14 protein-coding genes are annotated in these 16,189 nt (G+C 37.1%); 4 read left to right on the top strand and 10 right to left on the bottom strand.

The genetic code is table 11. The features are described from left to right. Nucleotides 1-56: 56 nt before the first annotated feature. On the top strand, nt 57-500 hold the full coding sequence (locus H4K35_RS00645) for a hypothetical protein (RefSeq protein ID WP_182625462.1): 444 nt from the start codon (nt 57-59) through the stop codon (nt 498-500). Between the two features lie 80 nt (nt 501-580). On the opposite strand, the gene H4K35_RS00650 is transcribed toward H4K35_RS00645, so the two are convergent. Then, nucleotides 581-2,170, bottom strand: coding sequence for a murein L,D-transpeptidase (locus tag H4K35_RS00650; protein ID WP_182625463.1), 1,590 nt, complete (start codon nt 2,168-2,170; stop codon nt 581-583). A gap of 225 nt (nt 2,171-2,395) precedes the next feature. Here H4K35_RS00650 and H4K35_RS00655 point away from each other — a divergent pair, with 225 nt between their 5' ends. Next, on the top strand, nt 2,396-4,273 hold the full coding sequence (locus H4K35_RS00655; protein WP_182625464.1) for a TonB-dependent siderophore receptor: 1,878 nt from the start codon (nt 2,396-2,398) through the stop codon (nt 4,271-4,273). Between the two features lie 132 nt (nt 4,274-4,405). Here the strand turns inward: H4K35_RS00655 and H4K35_RS00660 are convergent, their stop codons facing one another. The 6 genes from H4K35_RS00660 to H4K35_RS00685 all read right to left on the bottom strand — a co-directional run bounded on the left by H4K35_RS00660 (nt 4,406) and on the right by H4K35_RS00685 (nt 11,175). Beyond that, nucleotides 4,406-5,068, bottom strand: a complete 663-nt coding sequence (locus H4K35_RS00660) for a WG repeat-containing protein (protein ID WP_182625465.1) — start codon at nt 5,066-5,068, stop codon at nt 4,406-4,408. 33 nt (nt 5,069-5,101) lie between these two features. Beyond that, on the bottom strand, nt 5,102-5,851 hold the full coding sequence (locus tag H4K35_RS00665; protein WP_182625466.1) for an SDR family NAD(P)-dependent oxidoreductase: 750 nt from the start codon (nt 5,849-5,851) through the stop codon (nt 5,102-5,104). Nucleotides 5,852-5,862: 11 nt separating this feature from the next. After that, the gene (locus tag H4K35_RS00670) at nt 5,863-8,148 is read right to left on the bottom strand and encodes a hypothetical protein (protein ID WP_182625467.1); all 2,286 of its coding nucleotides are present in this window, start codon (nt 8,146-8,148) and stop codon (nt 5,863-5,865) included. Between the two features lie 510 nt (nt 8,149-8,658). Beyond that, entirely contained in the window at nt 8,659-9,600 is a 942-nt protein-coding gene (locus H4K35_RS00675; protein WP_182625468.1) for a hypothetical protein, read from the bottom strand. A gap of 51 nt (nt 9,601-9,651) precedes the next feature. Beyond that, nucleotides 9,652-10,668, bottom strand: coding sequence for an OmpA family protein (locus H4K35_RS00680; protein WP_182625469.1), 1,017 nt, complete (start codon nt 10,666-10,668; stop codon nt 9,652-9,654). Nucleotides 10,669-10,728: 60 nt separating this feature from the next. Further along, nucleotides 10,729-11,175, bottom strand: coding sequence for a hypothetical protein (locus tag H4K35_RS00685; RefSeq protein WP_182625470.1), 447 nt, complete (start codon nt 11,173-11,175; stop codon nt 10,729-10,731). 159 nt (nt 11,176-11,334) lie between these two features. Here H4K35_RS00685 and H4K35_RS00690 point away from each other — a divergent pair, with 159 nt between their 5' ends. Both H4K35_RS00690 and H4K35_RS00695 read left to right on the top strand, forming a co-directional pair. Beyond that, on the top strand, nt 11,335-13,305 hold the full coding sequence (locus H4K35_RS00690) for an ATP-binding protein (protein ID WP_182625471.1): 1,971 nt from the start codon (nt 11,335-11,337) through the stop codon (nt 13,303-13,305). Further along, nucleotides 13,298-13,945 (top strand): response regulator transcription factor, encoded by a 648-nt coding sequence (locus H4K35_RS00695; protein WP_182625472.1) that lies wholly within the window; start codon nt 13,298-13,300, stop codon nt 13,943-13,945. The genes H4K35_RS00690 and H4K35_RS00695 overlap by 8 nt, the downstream gene beginning before the upstream one ends. A gap of 98 nt (nt 13,946-14,043) precedes the next feature. Here the strand turns inward: H4K35_RS00695 and H4K35_RS00700 are convergent, their stop codons facing one another. Genes H4K35_RS00700 through H4K35_RS00710 form a run of 3 tightly spaced genes read right to left on the bottom strand, consistent with a single transcriptional unit; the run spans nt 14,044 to nt 16,188 of the window. Then, entirely contained in the window at nt 14,044-14,616 is a 573-nt protein-coding gene (locus H4K35_RS00700) for a pentapeptide repeat-containing protein (RefSeq protein ID WP_182625473.1), read from the bottom strand. A gap of 51 nt (nt 14,617-14,667) precedes the next feature. Continuing rightward, entirely contained in the window at nt 14,668-15,810 is a 1,143-nt protein-coding gene (locus H4K35_RS00705; protein ID WP_182625474.1) for a glutathionylspermidine synthase family protein, read from the bottom strand. Nucleotides 15,811-15,819: 9 nt separating this feature from the next. Next, a complete protein-coding gene (locus H4K35_RS00710) occupies nt 15,820-16,188 on the bottom strand; it encodes a hypothetical protein (protein ID WP_182625475.1) in 369 nt (122 codons plus the stop codon). Nucleotide 16,189: the final 1 nt, after the last annotated feature.

Raw genomic sequence — 16,189 nt, forward strand, 5'->3', positions numbered from 1 at the left:
AAGTCGTACTTTTATGGAAATAGTCTAAATAGTTAAATGTATAATACAAAATGAAGATGATGAAAATAGGTGTATTATGTGCCATGTTACCCATGGCGATGTTCTCTTGTTCACAAAAACAAGACTCAACAACGGGCGCAGTATCAAAAGAAGTCAAAGCCCCGACTGACAGTGTTTCCGAGATAATTGGGAAGAAAGGGATTTTAACCTATCCTGATTTTACGGCTTATATGACTTATGAGTCTGAAAACCGCTTGCATTGGAAAACAGTAACCAAAGAAGGAAAAGTTGCTGAAGGGGAGGAAACAGTTAGCTATAAGCGAATCAATGACCATATATTTTTTCTGAGTTGGATTGAATCAGATGGTTTTACGGTGAGTCAGGTTATTGATGTTCTCAACGGAAAGGTTGAGGCCTTTTTGAGCTTTGAAGACCCTCAACAAGCGAATGGAAAGCGCAATTTTGTTGCAACAGCAGCTACGTTTAAATTTGAGGAATAGGCCGTTGGTGTTATAGTATAAAAAAAAACAGTTGAGTCAACGAATTGATCAACTGTTTTTTTTTATTGAGTTTTGACTTTTTATTGCAATCGTTTGTACAATTCATCGTCGTAGTTGTAGATGTCTTTGAAATACGTAATGACTCCGCTTGAATCAATTTGCACGGTCCAATACAATAAGTGAACATCAATGGGATTGTTGCTAACGGATATGCTTTTTGTTTCGTGAGACGCGATGATTTTATCAATGTCTTCTTTGCTGAGGTTCTTTTCAGCCTGAGCAAAAATATAAGCAGTTAAATCAAAAGGATCCTGAACGCGAACACAACCTGAACTCAAGTTTCTGTTATTGCGCGCAAATCCCCATTGGCTCGGTGTGTCGTGTAGGTAAACTGCATGGTTGTTGTTGAACATGAATTTTACGCGACCGAGTGTATTGCCAGGACCTCCTTTTTGTACATAGCGATAGGAAGTGCCCTTCGTTGCATCCCAGTTTTCTGGACTTACCACTTTTCCTTGTCCGTCGTAAATGGTAAAATTAAGTCTCGAAAAATAGGAGAGATCGTTTGTTGCCTTGGGTACAAGATCATTCTTTTTTATGGTTGGCGGTACAGTCCAGGTGGGGTTTAGCACTACTGTGGTTAAGGTGGAGCTCAAGATTGGCGTTTTTCGAGCCGAAGTGCCAACCACTACTTTGTGTTGCTGAATCGTATCTTGTTTGGAAACGGAAACTAAGCTAAAGGCTGGAATATTCACTAAGATATAATTGTCGGAAAACTCGCGTGGAAACCATCTCCATCGCTCTAAATTGACAATTAGTTTTTCTTTAAGCGTATTTTCATCTTGTAAGATTGCCGCGATGGTTTTAGCATCTGAGTAGCCTGTTGCGTTTAATTTTTTCTTCTTTTGAAACGCTTTGATCGACTGTGCCGTTGTTGAAGTATAGATGGCGTTGGACTCTATACTATCCGCCAATTGATTTAAAAAGATCAAGTGTTTTTTCAGGGCGACTAATTCGGGAATAGTATCGTTTATTTTAGCTTGTTTAAATGGTTTTAAACTGTCTTTTTCCAAGGCATAGTAGGAGGATAACTTGTTTCGTAAATTGGTGTAAACAGGCTGTTTAGTGCGAATACTGTCGTAGGTAAGCGTAATGTTTTTGTGCTCTAACGCCAATAATAAGGTCGCACTTGTGTTTAAGGGTTTTGGAGTGATCTCCCAGTCACCGTAGATTCGCTTGGCCCTCACACTCCCGTTGTAAAGGTTGTCTAAGGTATTGACATACATTGTGGAAAATAGAAAATCAGCTTTAATTTTTTCCTCTTCTTCAAGGGTGTCATAGGAAGAGTTATAGTCGGAAAGTTTGTGTAACTCCTTCGCTGAAACTTTGATTCCGTCCAATTTAAGTTCGTTGAGACTTTCCAAGAGCTGTTGTCTATTTAGCTCGTTAAACCAGCCCAAATGGTAGTTGTTATTCTTGTAAAACAACTGCACTTCTTCTTTGAGTCCACTTGTTTGCAAGGAATCAAATTGAATATTGGGCACTTCAAGTAGGGCTTCGACCTCAGGGTGTTCACCGTAAATGACTCGCATTGCCTGTTTGCTTCTCTCGTTGCAAGAGGAGAGCGCGCAGGTTAACAATACTGCTGGAAGTAGCATCTTTTTTATCATATAGCAATTTTATATGTCAAAAATAATGAAAATAATTAATATGGTAAGGGGATAGTGTATTTGATTTTTTTGTATTACTCATAAAATGAGAAGAATAATTTGAAATTTTGTGATTAAAAAAACCGGAGGAGTTGTTATATTTAAACTGGACTAGAAAAAGAAAAAGGGGCTCCGCTACTTTTGCCTCGTACAAATGAAAAACGAATTTAGTAGCTCAATTATTTTATGAAACGAAATTATTATGTATCCCTTTTGTTGTGTGGTTTTTTGTCAGTTGCAGGGCATGCACAAGAAAAAAGTAGTACTACCGTTGAAGATGAAATGGATGAAATTGTAATATACAATCAGCGATTACAGCTTCCAAGTACTTTGAAAAATAGAAATATAGCGATTGTGGGACAAGAACAAATTCAACAATTGCCCGTAAATTCCGTACATGAGCTGTTGAGTTTTGTAGCAGGGGTGGATTTGAGACAACGTGGACCAAATGGAACACAGGCAGATTTGAGTATTGACGGAGGTAGTTTCGAACAAAATGTTCTGTTGTTAAATGGACAAAAGATTTCGGATCCTCAAACGGGGCATAATTCACTGAATATTCCCATTCCGTTGGAAGCAGTCGAACGCATCGAGATTGTTCGCGGGCCTTCTGCGCGATTGTATGGTGTGAATAGCTTAACGGGTGTGGTGAATATTGTGACGAAAAACCCAAAGAAGGATGGAGTGTTTGCCGCGGTTTATGGGGGGACGAGTTTTAAAAAAGACAAAGAGGACGACCATGGCGAAACGTATAACAACCGCGGGATTCAATTGGGAGGAACACTAGTTCGCGCCAAAGACAACCACTTGTTATTTGGAAGCCATGACTCTGGAAATGGCTACCGCTACAACACAGCGTATCACAACAACAAAATTTTCTATCAAGGAAATATTGTACCCAATGAGAATAATACGCTGATGATTTTGGCCGGACATGCCAATAGCTCGTTTGGAGCTAATGGTTTTTACGCCTCACCTGGAGATAAAGAATCCCAAGAAATTGTCAGTACAACGATGTTTAATGTGAGTTCTCGTCATTATTTATCGGATCGTTTTACCTTGATGCCAAGTCTTGCCTACCGTTATAATTTTGACGATTATCGCTATTTCCGCAATAAACTGGACGTGGCAAGAAGTAGACACTATACGCATGCCATCACTTCAAATGTCAATGGTGAGTATCGTGCAGATTACGGGAATTATACCTTTGGAGGGGAAATGCGCTATGAAGAAATCAATTCTACCAATATTGGAGATCACAGCAAGAGCAACTATGGTTTTTTTGCTGCTTTTCAACGCGAATGGTTTGATAAATTAGATGTAAATCTTGGCGCTTATGTAAATTATAATACCCAATATGGATGGGAAGTTTTCCCAGGTATTGATGCGAGTTATCAATTCAACCCTCATTGGCAAGCGACATTTAACGCAGGAACAGCAAGTAGAATTCCGTCTTTTACGGATTTGTATTTGGATCAACGCCCCGGAAATATTGGAAATCCTGATTTAATTCCTGAGAAGGCCTATCAAGTTGAGGTAGGAGGGAAATATAGAAAAAATAGGTTTCAAGCAGAAGCCTTCGTGTTCTATCGCGATATTGATGATTTCGTGGATTGGATTCGCGTAGATGTCAATCAACCTTACCAACCTTATAACGCTTCAAAAAATAAAACCAAAGGATTGAATACAGCGGTTCGCTATCACCTTGGTACGGATAATTCACGTTGGAACTTAGGACTTTCTTATACGTATTTGTCACCAACTATTGAGAATAAAACCCAGGGGATGCTGTCGAAATATTCCTTAGAAAGCTTGAAACACCAAGTGGTAGGAACGGTAAACTATACGCATAATGCATTTAGTGTGACCCTAGCCAATCGCTTTAATGAACGATTGACTTATAAAAGTTATTGGATTACAGATATTCGTCTAAATTACGCCTTGGAAAAGGTGAAATTTTATGTAGATGCTCAAAATATATTTGACACCACCTATATCGAAGCAGGAGCAGTACCTATGCCCGGTAGATGGTTTACACTAGGAATAAAGTTCGATGGACTATAATCTAGACGAATGTTTTGGTTAGTTGTTTAATGGAAATGGGAGAAGAGAAAGAAGAACGAAGCACGTAAAGGCTGTTCTAATTTCCCTTCTCCCATTTCCTATTTTATCCATAAGTGCGCGCTCCACCACTCACTAATCACTAATTTTCATTCCTTTTTTATTAATGGTAAAGGCGCGGAATTTTACTTCAACTTGTGCTTGACCATTTTCAAAGTTACTGGCGTATTCATATTGAAAAGGGATGATTACTTTTCCTTGTTGATTGATGTAACCAAAAAGATTGTCTTTCGAAGCAAGGGCTAACCCTTCCGAAAAACTACCTACAAATTCATAGGTTGCTGGGATTACTTTATCTCCAGTGGTAGAGAAGAACCCCCATAACCCTCCTTCATAATAGGCAATGCGATCTTCGCTACTAGTTTGTAGCTCTTCGTATATATATGGAATGACAATTTCACCTTTATTATTAATCGCCCCTTGGAAATCTTCAAATGTTACGATAGAGATATTGTCAACAAAGGATTCGATTTGGTGGAATAAAGGTTCGATATACAGTTTACCTGTATTGGTTTTGATGCCAAAAAGCGAGCGTTCAGGATCTTGAAACCAGCGTAAATTATTGGCAAATTTAAAGTCTGGGTCATTTTTTAGGTCGATAAAGACGGTGTCAGACAAGGTTTCCATTAAGGGAATTAGATTGTCTTTCCAAGCGGATTTAGCTTCGCTGGCTTGAAGAGATAAACTAGAGGCGCAATGAAGTCCGATACACAGACTAATTGCAAGGAAGTGTTTCATAAAATGTAGAATTTAACGCTAATTACACTAGTCTCACTTTCTGTTGAATGTCGTTCCACTTGCTTGAGCTTTTGGGAAGATGGTCATATCAGCGAGTTGTACGTGTTCGGGTTGGTTCACTGCGTAAGCGATGGCTTGGGCAATATCGGTTGCTTGTAGCGGTTGATATCCCTTGTACACTTGCTCTGCTTTGGATTGATCTCCTTTAAAGCGGATCATAGAAAATTCAGTTTCTACAGCGCCTGGAGCTACATTGGTTACTTTGATGCCCTTCGCATTTAGATCTATGCGCAATCCTGCAGAAATAGATTCAACGGCCGCTTTAGAAGCACAGTAAACGGCTCCATTGGCATAGGTTTCTTTGCCTGCAATTGAAGAAAGATTGACAATATGTCCACCTTCCTTATGTTCGAGTAATAAAGGTAAAACAGCTTTAGTTACATAGATTAACCCTTTTACGTTGATGTCGATCATCGCTTCTAAATCTTCTATGTCTGCGTCTTGAAAGGAAGATAATCCATGAGCATTTCCAGCGTTGTTAATTAGAACATCGATTTTTTTCCATGTATCAGGTAAAGCGTCTATAGCTTGAAATACTTCTGTTTTATTGCGAACATCAAAGGTAAGAATATGCGTTTCTGTTATTGGTTGAAGCTCATGTGCTAAGGCTTCTAGACGCTCTTTTCTTCTTCCACATAGGATTAAACGGTGATTGGGTGCTAATGCTTTGGCTGTCGCTTGTCCAATTCCTGAAGAAGCTCCTGTGATAAGTACTGTTTTCATAGGTGCGTGTGTTATAAAATGGTTTGTTTAAGGCCTTGTAAAATACATAGCCAAAGGTAATTGAAAAAAGACTTTTCTTCTATTCGATTTACCTTTTTTATCTCAACTTGTTTAAGTTCTCCTGCGGAATTTTTGTGGATAAACCAATTGCCGACTTTGGAGAGAATTTTTCTCTTCTTTTCGCCATTTTTGCGATATAAATTAACTTTTAAATCGTGGTAATTCATGGCAAATGTTCCTGTTGCTACTTTGTTATTACCTGAGAAATTGAACTTCACGAGGTCTAATTTTCCTTCGGTAGAGGCTTTTACATAAGGTTGTAGAAAGGGTTGCATCGCATCAGCAGGGAAGTTTTGTATGGTTCCGCTAATGTGAAAAGCATCGCTTCGATTTAAAATATTGAAGGACCAATCTACATGCAGAGGAGCCGCATTCATAAAACGCGCATCTACAGCAATTGTTGTGGTAGGTAGTTTCGTCTGTTGATATCCACTGTACACATTTTGGATGACAGCATTAAAACTACCAAAAGTCAACTTGCCTGGAGCAACTGCCTTTTGATCGTATTCTTCATATTCCAAAGTAGAATTGGCTATTTGAACTTTTTGTACGGCAAGTGTAAAGGGGATTTCTCGTAATTTCTTGCTGAATAACGGCTTGATACTCATATTAAATTCAGGCGTTTTATCGCGAAAAATATTGGCTTGAACCTGATCGAAACGGATTTTATCTGCTTTAACAAATAAAACATCTTGCTTGTCAAAGCCCCAGTTGTAGTTGTCTAAGACAATAGATTTGGTTTTTATGGTAAAGATATCATCGGCGTATTTGAACATGCTCACCATTTTCTTGCGGCCGTATTTCGGCATAAGTTCAAAATCACTACACGTTAAGTTGGTGTTTTTCCCTTGGATTTTTCCAATTTTGAGGTCGTAGAATCGCCCTGTATTCCATTGAAGCTCTTCGGATGAAAACGATAGGTCTCGGTAGGCAAAAGGAATGGTCTGTGTTAGTGTATGTGCGTCAATGCGTATATCTTCGACCAAGGCATCGATCGCCTTTGTTTGGAGTAGGTGTGCATTGTTTTTTCCCTTTGTAGCGGTAAAACTACCTTGATGAATGGCCAACGTGTCAATTTGAACTAAATCGTCAAAGTGAATAACTTGTTTTGGCGTTTTTGTTTGAGGTTTATTATGCTGTTGCTGTCGAATCTTAGGAGTATGGATGTGAATGCCACCCACGTGAAGTCGATCTTGTGCTTGATTTTTGATCCGGTGTAACACGAGTCCGCCTTGCTCAACTATCCATTGTTCGAGTGAGTTTAGATGAATTCCATCCACAGCAATCTTATCGATGCTAAGGTCAAAAGGAAAGAGCTTCGGTGATTTGACCGTCTTTTCTTTTGGCTTTTGCAGAGAGGCTGTATTTTCCTGCACAGCGATCCTTACTGCAGGTGTTTTTATAGAATCAATGTGTAGATAAAATGCTGTTTGATTTTTGTATCCCCAGTCAGTTCCTTTAAATACCAAAGCAGGTGCTTCGATCGAAAGTAGACGAGGTGGTAGTTCACTTTTTTCCTTCAGCTCTAGCAGGGGTTGAAGCGATAAATTGGAAGTGTTGATCTGATCTTGATTAATTTGGATACTTCCTATTTTTAACCGGTGATTGTTATTGATTAAGCTGTACATCGAATCACAAGACATCACATAGTCTTTATACGTAAAAGGAATGGGTTTGTCTTGTGTTTCTACTCCCATGTGAATGCCTTTGAGTTCGGCATTGAAATTGTAAATTTCTTGTATGCGCAAGTCTTGCTCCACATCGCGAATAGCAAGATGGGCTTGGTTTACAATTATCTCTTGGATGTCAATAGATTTTATAAATTGCGGTTGATCTTTTTTTAAAGTGTCCGCAACGGTTTTGGTTTGAAATACCTCAATGTCAGGATGCATAACAGCAATGGATTGAGCCGTTAGGTTATGCCGTTTAATTAAGTTCCAAATGGCTACTTGTTGAATGTTGATTTGTTTGAGGGTTCCCTTGATGTAGGAAATCGAATCCGCAGTTTGAGAGGCTTTTGGTTGAATCTCAATTCCCTTTACTGTCAATTTGCGTTCTGCTAAAGAATAGTGTACCGATTGGTAGGTCAAATCGTAAGGCGAATCATTCTTCTCTTTGATAATTTCAGGTAAGTATTGATCCAAAAAATAGTTTATTATCCATTGACTCGAACAGTATAGTACGATTCCTAAGGCGAGGACAAACAAAATGATCTTATGTTTTCTTTTCAAACGCATACTTTTTTGCTAAAATGCTTACTCAAAGATAAGGCTTTCGTCCTATAGTTGGTCAAAGTAGGTCCAATTTTGTCATCCAATATACGGGATAAGTAATTGAAAATCTATCGTTTTGTCTCATTTTTAGCAGTAGCATATACCTTTTTTTGGCTGTGGTCATTTGCTGTTTTAGCCCACGAATTTCTTCGGTCCACTAGGGTTGTTTCTACTAGCTGTAGGAATGCTCTTTAACCCAGTATACCATAGTCATACGTATGGGGCTTATCTACTTAGACTTGTTGCTGCTTGTCTTAAACTTTTACCTCAATGTTGAAAATAATACCACTAGACGGTTAGTTTTTTTGCAAACAAAAGGTGTGGACTTAGGGCACATAAAAAAAATAGAGAACCGAGGTTCTCTATTTTCTTCGTTTAACTTATTTAATAAAATGATTGGTTTATTGCATTCGAGCTTATTCACTTACTAGTTAAGTAAGTCTAGTTATCGCTAGTTGGAGTTGATGAACCCATTTAATTTTTTTCTAACATTCCCCATCCACTCATCATAATACCCAATGCCTTGAACCCCCAATTTATATCGTCTTGTGTATAGACAGGCGTTGTAGTACGCGGGGTTAAATCGTTGGTGGTGGGTTTTGTTTCTTTAATTTGTTTTGGTTTCATCACTAACGTTGGAGTCTCAGTATTCAAATAATAGACGTCAATGCGCAAGATTCCCTGTTTCTCTTCTACATAAAAAGGATGTGCAAAATTAATCACATCATTAATTAGAGGCGATTTATAAACAACTAATTTTTGTAGTTGTATTGGGGTGTTTTCATCCATAGTTTTTGGCGTATAAACGACTATGTCGCATTCATAACCTGAAACAGTTTGTTTGGCATTTTGTGTTTCTCTATTAAATAGACTCAAGTCTAGCTCATTCATTGTAGCAGAACCTCCGTTTTCAGACGGTTTATAAGCAGAATATATTCTTTTGTCTTGTTCATTAATCATCTCAGTCTGTGTCAAGGTTTCTAAGTAAATACTCGCTTGGTCCTGTGATTTGTTGTAATAATTATCCATTGTCCATCCAAAACCTCTAACTTTTCCTAATACTTCATTCTCTTTAATATTGTATGTACATTCTGCGATATTTAAGGTGACTGCCCAGGAGACTAACGGATTTTGGTTTCCCATATTCGATATCAAGTCAAAGATTGGCTTTACCTCTGGATCATTCGCTGTTAATTGTTCGTATTGTTCTTTTATATCAGCTCTAGAGAAGTCTATCTTTCCTACTAGTTTTCCAAGATCAATATTATTACTATAGATTCCCATTTCGATAGAACCTTCTGTAAAAGGAGTGTTAGTAATTTCACTGTTGTTATCTGTTGCTCTGTCTTCGTTTGAAGAGTTACAGCTAAACAAAATAAATGCTGATAACAAACTACTTATGATGTTTTTTTTCATTTTTGATGTATTAAAAAAAGCTGTCCTCTTATTTTCAAGCAACAGTTTTTATTAGTGATTAACTTTTACTAATTCAACCCGACGATTTTTAGCTTTATTTTCATCTGAATCGTTCATAACTAATGGTTTTTCCGACCCGAAACCTTTCGCAGTTAATCGAGCTTTTTCAATACCAGTAGAAACAAGGTTATTCATTACAGCAGTTGCACGGTCGTTTGATAGCTTTTTATTGTGTGACGCATCGCCTGTATTATCTGTATGTCCTTCGATTGAAATATTTAAATTTTTATCTTTTTGAAGCGCTTCTGCAATTTGTGTTACCACTTGCTGTCCTTCGGCAGTAATAGTAGATTTATCAACATCAAAGTTGATATATAAAACTGATTTTCCTTTTTCGTTCAAATCCTTCGCAATTTCCTCGGCAGTGACTTTTGTAATGGTTTGTTTAAAAGCTTCTTCCTGTACGATATTTAATTTTCCTCCTGCATTATTAGATGTGAATTGGATGTAGATATTTCCTTTTTCTTGACTTCGAATAATAAAAAACTTGATGTTTTGATCCCAATAGCCCATGTCTCCAGCCCCCCCTTTATTTGGGTCTTGTTCATTGTAACGGTCGTATTCTTCTCGGGTGATTTCACCGTCAAAAACCTTAACTGCTCCAACTGAAAGCAAATATTCTTCCATACTTTTTTCGAAATAGCGTTGCGAATATTCTTCTCCACGAACTGCGCCAACGTTTGCTTTAAACAATTTGCCTTCAAAAGGAGTCATAACACCGTTGATTGGGAAGAAACAAACATCAAATTTGCGGTCAATAGCACCTTTGTGAGCTTCTAATCCTTCGGGAAGATTGATAAAAGGAAAATCACCTATATCGGCAGTAGAAAACGCAATATCTTCAATATTGAAAGCAGTAGAAGGATCAAGAACTTCATCTGTTTTAACATCGTTTGTTTCGACAGTACTTTCTACTGCAGGGCTGGCATTATTTTGCTGTTGTTTTGTTGATTGGTTACATGATACAATCAAAGCGGATAACCCAAGAATAAAGGCTGTTTTTTTCATTTGTTTATAATTTTTTGATAGGCTAAAGATAAATGTTTACGAATTAAAAAAACATATAATCTATTGTTTTACACCATCAAATAAAAAACTAATTTCTGTTTCAGCTTGTTGATTTGTTGCCATTTCAAGGGTTTTTACATCTGCAGTATACCAAAGGTAACCTTCTAGAATACCGGAAACAGACTGAACTCCGTTATTATAACCACCCTCCACTTTAAAAGTTTTAGGCGTAACGCTAGAATAAGCTTCACCGGATTTTGGTGTAACTTTCAAATGTTGGTCATCTACTTTAGTAACAATAACTACAGCATCAAAATATTCGTATTGATCGAGGTGACTTGATCTCAATTTTCCTTTATACGTGCCTACAGCAGCATCGATAGTGCCCTTTGTTGGTTGTTCATATCCTGCATTATCATCACTTTTACTACAACTTGTAGCTATTGTTCCTAATGTTAGTACTGATAATATTCCTAAGAATGCAATTTGTGTGTTTAGTTTTTTCATTATAAATAGTTTGGTTATAAAAAATCAAATATCTACAAAATGAGAATTTGTAACAATCATTGAAAACCTTGATTTTATTTCTAATGGTTTACCATGGTTTTTTTGCGAGAGCAAAAAAGGAATGCTTTTTATTAGGATATTTGTATTTAACTTTAGATTATGATGCACAGATTCTCCTTGTTTTTTCTTATTTTATTTGGGTTAATTTCCCAAGAAAATCACGCACAACTTCCGCTAGATATGGAACAATATGCTAAAGATTTATACAAATCGTTAGAGACAGCATCTAACGATAGTTTACGTGCAACGATTTACTTTAATTTAGCTACATATTGGACGCCTAAAGACTCGTTAAAAACTTTTGAATATCTAGAAAAAGGCCATAAAAAGGCTCATAGTAACTTGTTTTTAAAAGGGATGTATCATGCAAAAAAAGGATACTATTATTACTCAAGAGGAAATTTGGAAGAAAGCAAAAAGCACTATTTAACAGCTGATTCTTTCTTGAATAAAATTTCGAAAAACGAAGAAGGTTACAAAACACAATCTGATATTTGGAATAATATTGCGGTAATTCATCAAATTGAAGATGAAGATGAAAAATTTGTAGAAATAACGGTGAATAAAGCTATTCCATATGCCGAAAAAGCTAAAGACAACAGTAGACTGGCTACCCTTAACATTAGTTTGGGAATTGGTTTTATGAATTTGGAGCAATACGAAAAAGCAATTGTTTACTTTTTAAATGCTGAAAAACTTCTTCTATCTCAAGAAAATCAAAATCACAGGTTGATCAGTATGTACAATCGTATAGCCGAATGTTATCTTATAATTAACCAAACGGATAACGCAAAAGATTATATTGATAAAGCAAGAGAAATTCTCAAAAACAATCCTGATTCTGATCAAAAAAGTATTTTTTATTTAATAGAAGGTTTATACTTTCAAAAAAATAATCAACACCATGCTTCATTAGCTTCCTACGACAAAGCCTTAAGGTTTACTGCTGGTCCAAATAAAACCTATCATATTCATGAGATACATATATACAAGGTGGGCTTATTATTAGAAATGAAACGCTTTAACGAAGCTTTACAAATTGGCTTATTATTAGAAAAAGATCCATTTACGACTGAAGTTGATGCAAACAAATCGTCAGTTTACAAATTTATTTCAGATGCTTATAAAGGTTTAGGAAAAACAGAACATGCGTATGAGTATTTAAAAAAGTACAGCGATCTTACTATAGAAATACACGATCAGGATTTTAAGAGACAAATTAATGATTTAGAACTAAAATACGATGTAGCGCGTAAAGAAAAAGAATTGTTGCTAGCTAAAAGTAACGAAGAAGAAGCACAGCTTAACTTAAAAAACAGTAGATTAATTACGGCTTTATCGCTTGCAGGCGTTGTTATTTTATTATTAATTACACTCATTACGCTTAATTTTTACCGAAATAATAAACGTCGATTACTTCAAAATGAAATTATTCATCAACAGAAAATTAAAGAGAAAAGCACTGAAGCAAAATTGGCAGTAAAAAATGCAATATTAGAAAGCGAAGAACAAGAACGCCAACGAATAGCGCAAGATTTACACGATAGTATGGGGGGAATGCTCGCGAACATTCGCATGTCAATCTCTCAAGAAAATGCTGAAAATTCGGAAGAGTTATTGAAAAAAATAGATAAGTCTATTGTAGAAATGCGTCGTATTGCCAGGAATCTAATGCCTGAAACATTGAAAAATCTTGGATTGGAAATTGCTGTAAAAGAACTTTGTGAATCCATGTCGCAAAAACAATTGTACATTCAATTCGAAGCTTTCAATGTAGGGGACAAAATTCCTTTTAAGATACAGTTATCCTTGTATCGTATTGTTCAAGAAGGCATCAGTAACGTGCTAAAATACGCACAGGCGACTAGTGTAATTGTTCAACTTAGTCAGTATGGAAATACAATAAGCCTGACGATTGAAGATGACGGAATTGGCTTTGATACAACTAAGGTAGCTTATGGATTAGGAATAAATAGTATTAAAAACCGCACAGCTTTGCTGAATGGAACCGTAGAAATTTTATCGGAAGAAGGAAAAGGAACCACTATAAATGTTGAATGCTATGTATAATAAGAAATGTTTGAATTTGGTACTAATCGATGACCATCCTATGATTTTAGAAGGCTTGAAATCGCTATTGGAACAGGCTAATAAATTTCAACTATTCTCTTTTACAAAAGGATTGGCTGCACTAGGTTTCATCCAAGAAAATACAGTGCATATAGTATTGCTAGATATTGTTTTGAACGACGGAAGTGGCTTGGACTTCTGTAAAGCGATTAAACAAAAATCGCCTAAGACCATTGTTATCGGGATAAGTAATCAGGCAGAACGCAGCATTATATTTCGTTTTTTGGAAAATGGAGGAAACGGTTACATCTTAAAAAATGCAGATGCTGAAGAAATCATTCAGTGTATTGATAGCGCGATTAATGGAGAAATTGCATTAAGCAAAGAAGTACAACGTATTATGTTAGCTGCTCCATCTAACAATTTAGAATTGCCAAGGCTGACTAAACGAGAACAACAGGTGCTAGCACTAATCGCCATAGGAAATACCTCTGTGGAGATTGCTGAACGATTATTCATTTCAGTTATTACTGTAGAATCGCACCGTCGAAACTTATTGCAAAAATTCAAGGCTAAAAATATGATTGAATTGGTCAAAATAGCCACGGAAAATAAATTGATAGCAAACAGTTCGATCTGAATTGTGTCCTGCTTTATTTTTTCACTAGCTGTTTTTGTTTTCAAACAAAAGGCGTGGATTTAACGAAAAAAAAATAGAGAACCTCGGTTCTCTGTTTTTTATTTTAAAATCAATTGATGCTTTTTCAACAAGCCTTCCAAGCTATGTCTGGAAAAAATAGCATTTTTGAGTTTGGTCGAATCGGGATCAATGTCAAAATCATAACTGGTATAGAAGTCGGTCTTCTCTGCTTTGGCTTTGGTGAAATTCGCGCGATACAAATTACAGTTATCGAACATCGCCTGTGTCAAATCAGCCTCCATAAAATCAGCACTGATCAGGCTGCAATTGATGAATGAGGTTTTCTTTAAGTTTAGACCATAGAATAAAGTAAACTCCAAATTACAATCGGTAAAGGAGAACTCAAAAATGGTTTGGTCAATCATCGTAAAGTTAACATGGGTGAAATTACAGGTTTGAAAGTGGCAATTTCTCAATCCCACATAATTAATAGCGGCCTGTTTGAAATTGCAATTTTTGAAATCACAATCGATAAATATAGTCGAAAGAAAAGAACACGCACTAAAGTCGCATTCGATGAATGTACAGTTTTCGTATTCTCGAAATGAAATCGAATGAGGTTCAAAGACAATTTTTTCGAAGGCTTGGTCGTATATAAAATCGGGAGTCATAGGATACAATGGATTAAAAAAAGCCTAATAAAAAGTCATTAGGCTTGTATGTTATTCAATAATATGAGGTACAAATCTACTTTTGTCCGTGGTAATGCGTTTATCGCTTTCTCTAAAAGTAATACCACAAGGTTCTTGTCCGATGAGCCAGCTGCCTATGATAAAATAGCCTTTACCTTGATTGGGGATATTGGCTAATGCCTGGCAGATGTAGCCTTCATCTCCATAGTCACCTTTTGTTGCTTCGACAATTTGGTTGTCGATATAGAGGGTTACATTGGCGCCTTCACGGGATAACAACGGTTTTTTGACATAATTTTGCATGCCGTTTGCCTCGTCAAAATATGCTTCCAACAACAAAGGATGATTAGGGTACAACTTCCAAAGAATAGGTAAAATCGCCTTGTTGGACAAAATCATCTTCCACGAAGGTTCAATCCATTGAGCCTCTGCCATATCATTGGGAATGTGTAGGGCGAAGCGCTCATAAATTAACCACTCCCACGGGTATAGTTTAAAAATATCGGTGATTACTTCATCTTCGAGGTCAGTAAAGGTTTCTCCGTCCCAGCCAATGTCGTCAATATAGATCAATTTGGTTTGAATTCCCGCTTGAATGGCACAATCGCGGAGGTATTCAATATTAGTTAGGTCCTCTAGCGTTTCGCGCATACAGGAAAAGTGGAGCGTATTGCCCTTCATATGTGCTTTGGCCTCTGTCCACGTTTCGATGAGGCGATCGTGTACGGAATTGAATTGATCTTTAGAAGAACCAAAATAGGTATTCATCCATTGCCATTGTACTACACCTGTTTCATAGAGAGAGGTAGGGGTGTCAGCGTTGAATTCCAATACCTTTAACTGTTGGTGAACAGTGTCGTAAACAAAGTCAAAACGCCCGTAAATACTCAGCTCATCATTTTCCCATGAGCGCTCGATATGTTCGTGAAAAAACAGCGGAATTTGAAATTGATCGTATAATTTATTTGTAATAACATAGTCAACGGCCTCCAGGCACATTTGCCATAAATCTGCAGTAGCAGCATAGACTTCATCCGCAAAGTTTTCGGAAATACTATAGTAGTACTCTTCTATCCAGTAGGGGATGTTGTTCTCGTCAGTGTGATAGCCAAATCCATGCTGTTCCAATCGGTTTTGCCAGTTGGATTGTGGGGTTACATATTTTATTTGCATGTGTTACAATTAAGAAGAAACGGTACTGCTTTTTGCCGTATTGCCAAAACCACCGCGTGCGGTTTGTTTTTTGTACGCATCAGCTTTGGTTGCATTAGTTCCTACGTTGGATTGAGGGGATATTCCTGGACTGGTATAGCCCATTCCACCTCCCATCATCGGACGGAAGGCCATATACCACAATAAAGCACTTCCCATACCCATTCCTCCGCCGCTGCGTTGTTGTTGGTATTGGTCTGTTACTTCAGTATACGGTGCACTACTGTCCGCTCGCATGAATACACGTTGTTGCTCTTCTTTGGTTTCTGTAGGTTTAGAACATGATGCTAAGGTGGCGGTGATTAAAACTAAGGAAACGGCTTTACTACTTTTTTTCATA

The sequence above is a fragment of the Myroides sp. NP-2 genome, assembly GCF_014145665.1.
Lineage (GTDB): Bacteria > Bacteroidota > Bacteroidia > Flavobacteriales > Flavobacteriaceae > Flavobacterium.

Bases quoted from the DNA above. Each gene is read 5' to 3' on its own strand.
- H4K35_RS00705 (WP_182625474.1), bottom strand. From the start codon at position 15,810: ATGCAAATAAAATATGTAACCCCACAATCCAACTGGCAAAACCGATTG.
- H4K35_RS00700 (WP_182625473.1), bottom strand. From the start codon at position 14,616: ATGACTCCCGATTTTATATACGACCAAGCCTTCGAAAAAATTGTCTTT.
- H4K35_RS00660 (WP_182625465.1), bottom strand. From the start codon at position 5,068: ATGAAACACTTCCTTGCAATTAGTCTGTGTATCGGACTTCATTGCGCC.
- H4K35_RS00710 (WP_182625475.1), bottom strand. From the start codon at position 16,188: ATGAAAAAAAGTAGTAAAGCCGTTTCCTTAGTTTTAATCACCGCCACC.
- H4K35_RS00665 (WP_182625466.1), bottom strand. From the start codon at position 5,851: ATGAAAACAGTACTTATCACAGGAGCTTCTTCAGGAATTGGACAAGCG.
- H4K35_RS00690 (WP_182625471.1), top strand. From the start codon at position 11,335: ATGATGCACAGATTCTCCTTGTTTTTTCTTATTTTATTTGGGTTAATT.
- H4K35_RS00650 (WP_182625463.1), bottom strand. From the start codon at position 2,170: ATGATAAAAAAGATGCTACTTCCAGCAGTATTGTTAACCTGCGCGCTC.
- H4K35_RS00645 (WP_182625462.1), top strand. From the start codon at position 57: ATGATGAAAATAGGTGTATTATGTGCCATGTTACCCATGGCGATGTTC.
- H4K35_RS00655 (WP_182625464.1), top strand. From the start codon at position 2,396: ATGAAACGAAATTATTATGTATCCCTTTTGTTGTGTGGTTTTTTGTCA.
- H4K35_RS00680 (WP_182625469.1), bottom strand. From the start codon at position 10,668: ATGAAAAAAACAGCCTTTATTCTTGGGTTATCCGCTTTGATTGTATCA.
- H4K35_RS00685 (WP_182625470.1), bottom strand. From the start codon at position 11,175: ATGAAAAAACTAAACACACAAATTGCATTCTTAGGAATATTATCAGTA.
- H4K35_RS00695 (WP_182625472.1), top strand. From the start codon at position 13,298: ATGTATAATAAGAAATGTTTGAATTTGGTACTAATCGATGACCATCCT.
- H4K35_RS00670 (WP_182625467.1), bottom strand. From the start codon at position 8,148: ATGCGTTTGAAAAGAAAACATAAGATCATTTTGTTTGTCCTCGCCTTA.
- H4K35_RS00675 (WP_182625468.1), bottom strand. From the start codon at position 9,600: ATGAAAAAAAACATCATAAGTAGTTTGTTATCAGCATTTATTTTGTTT.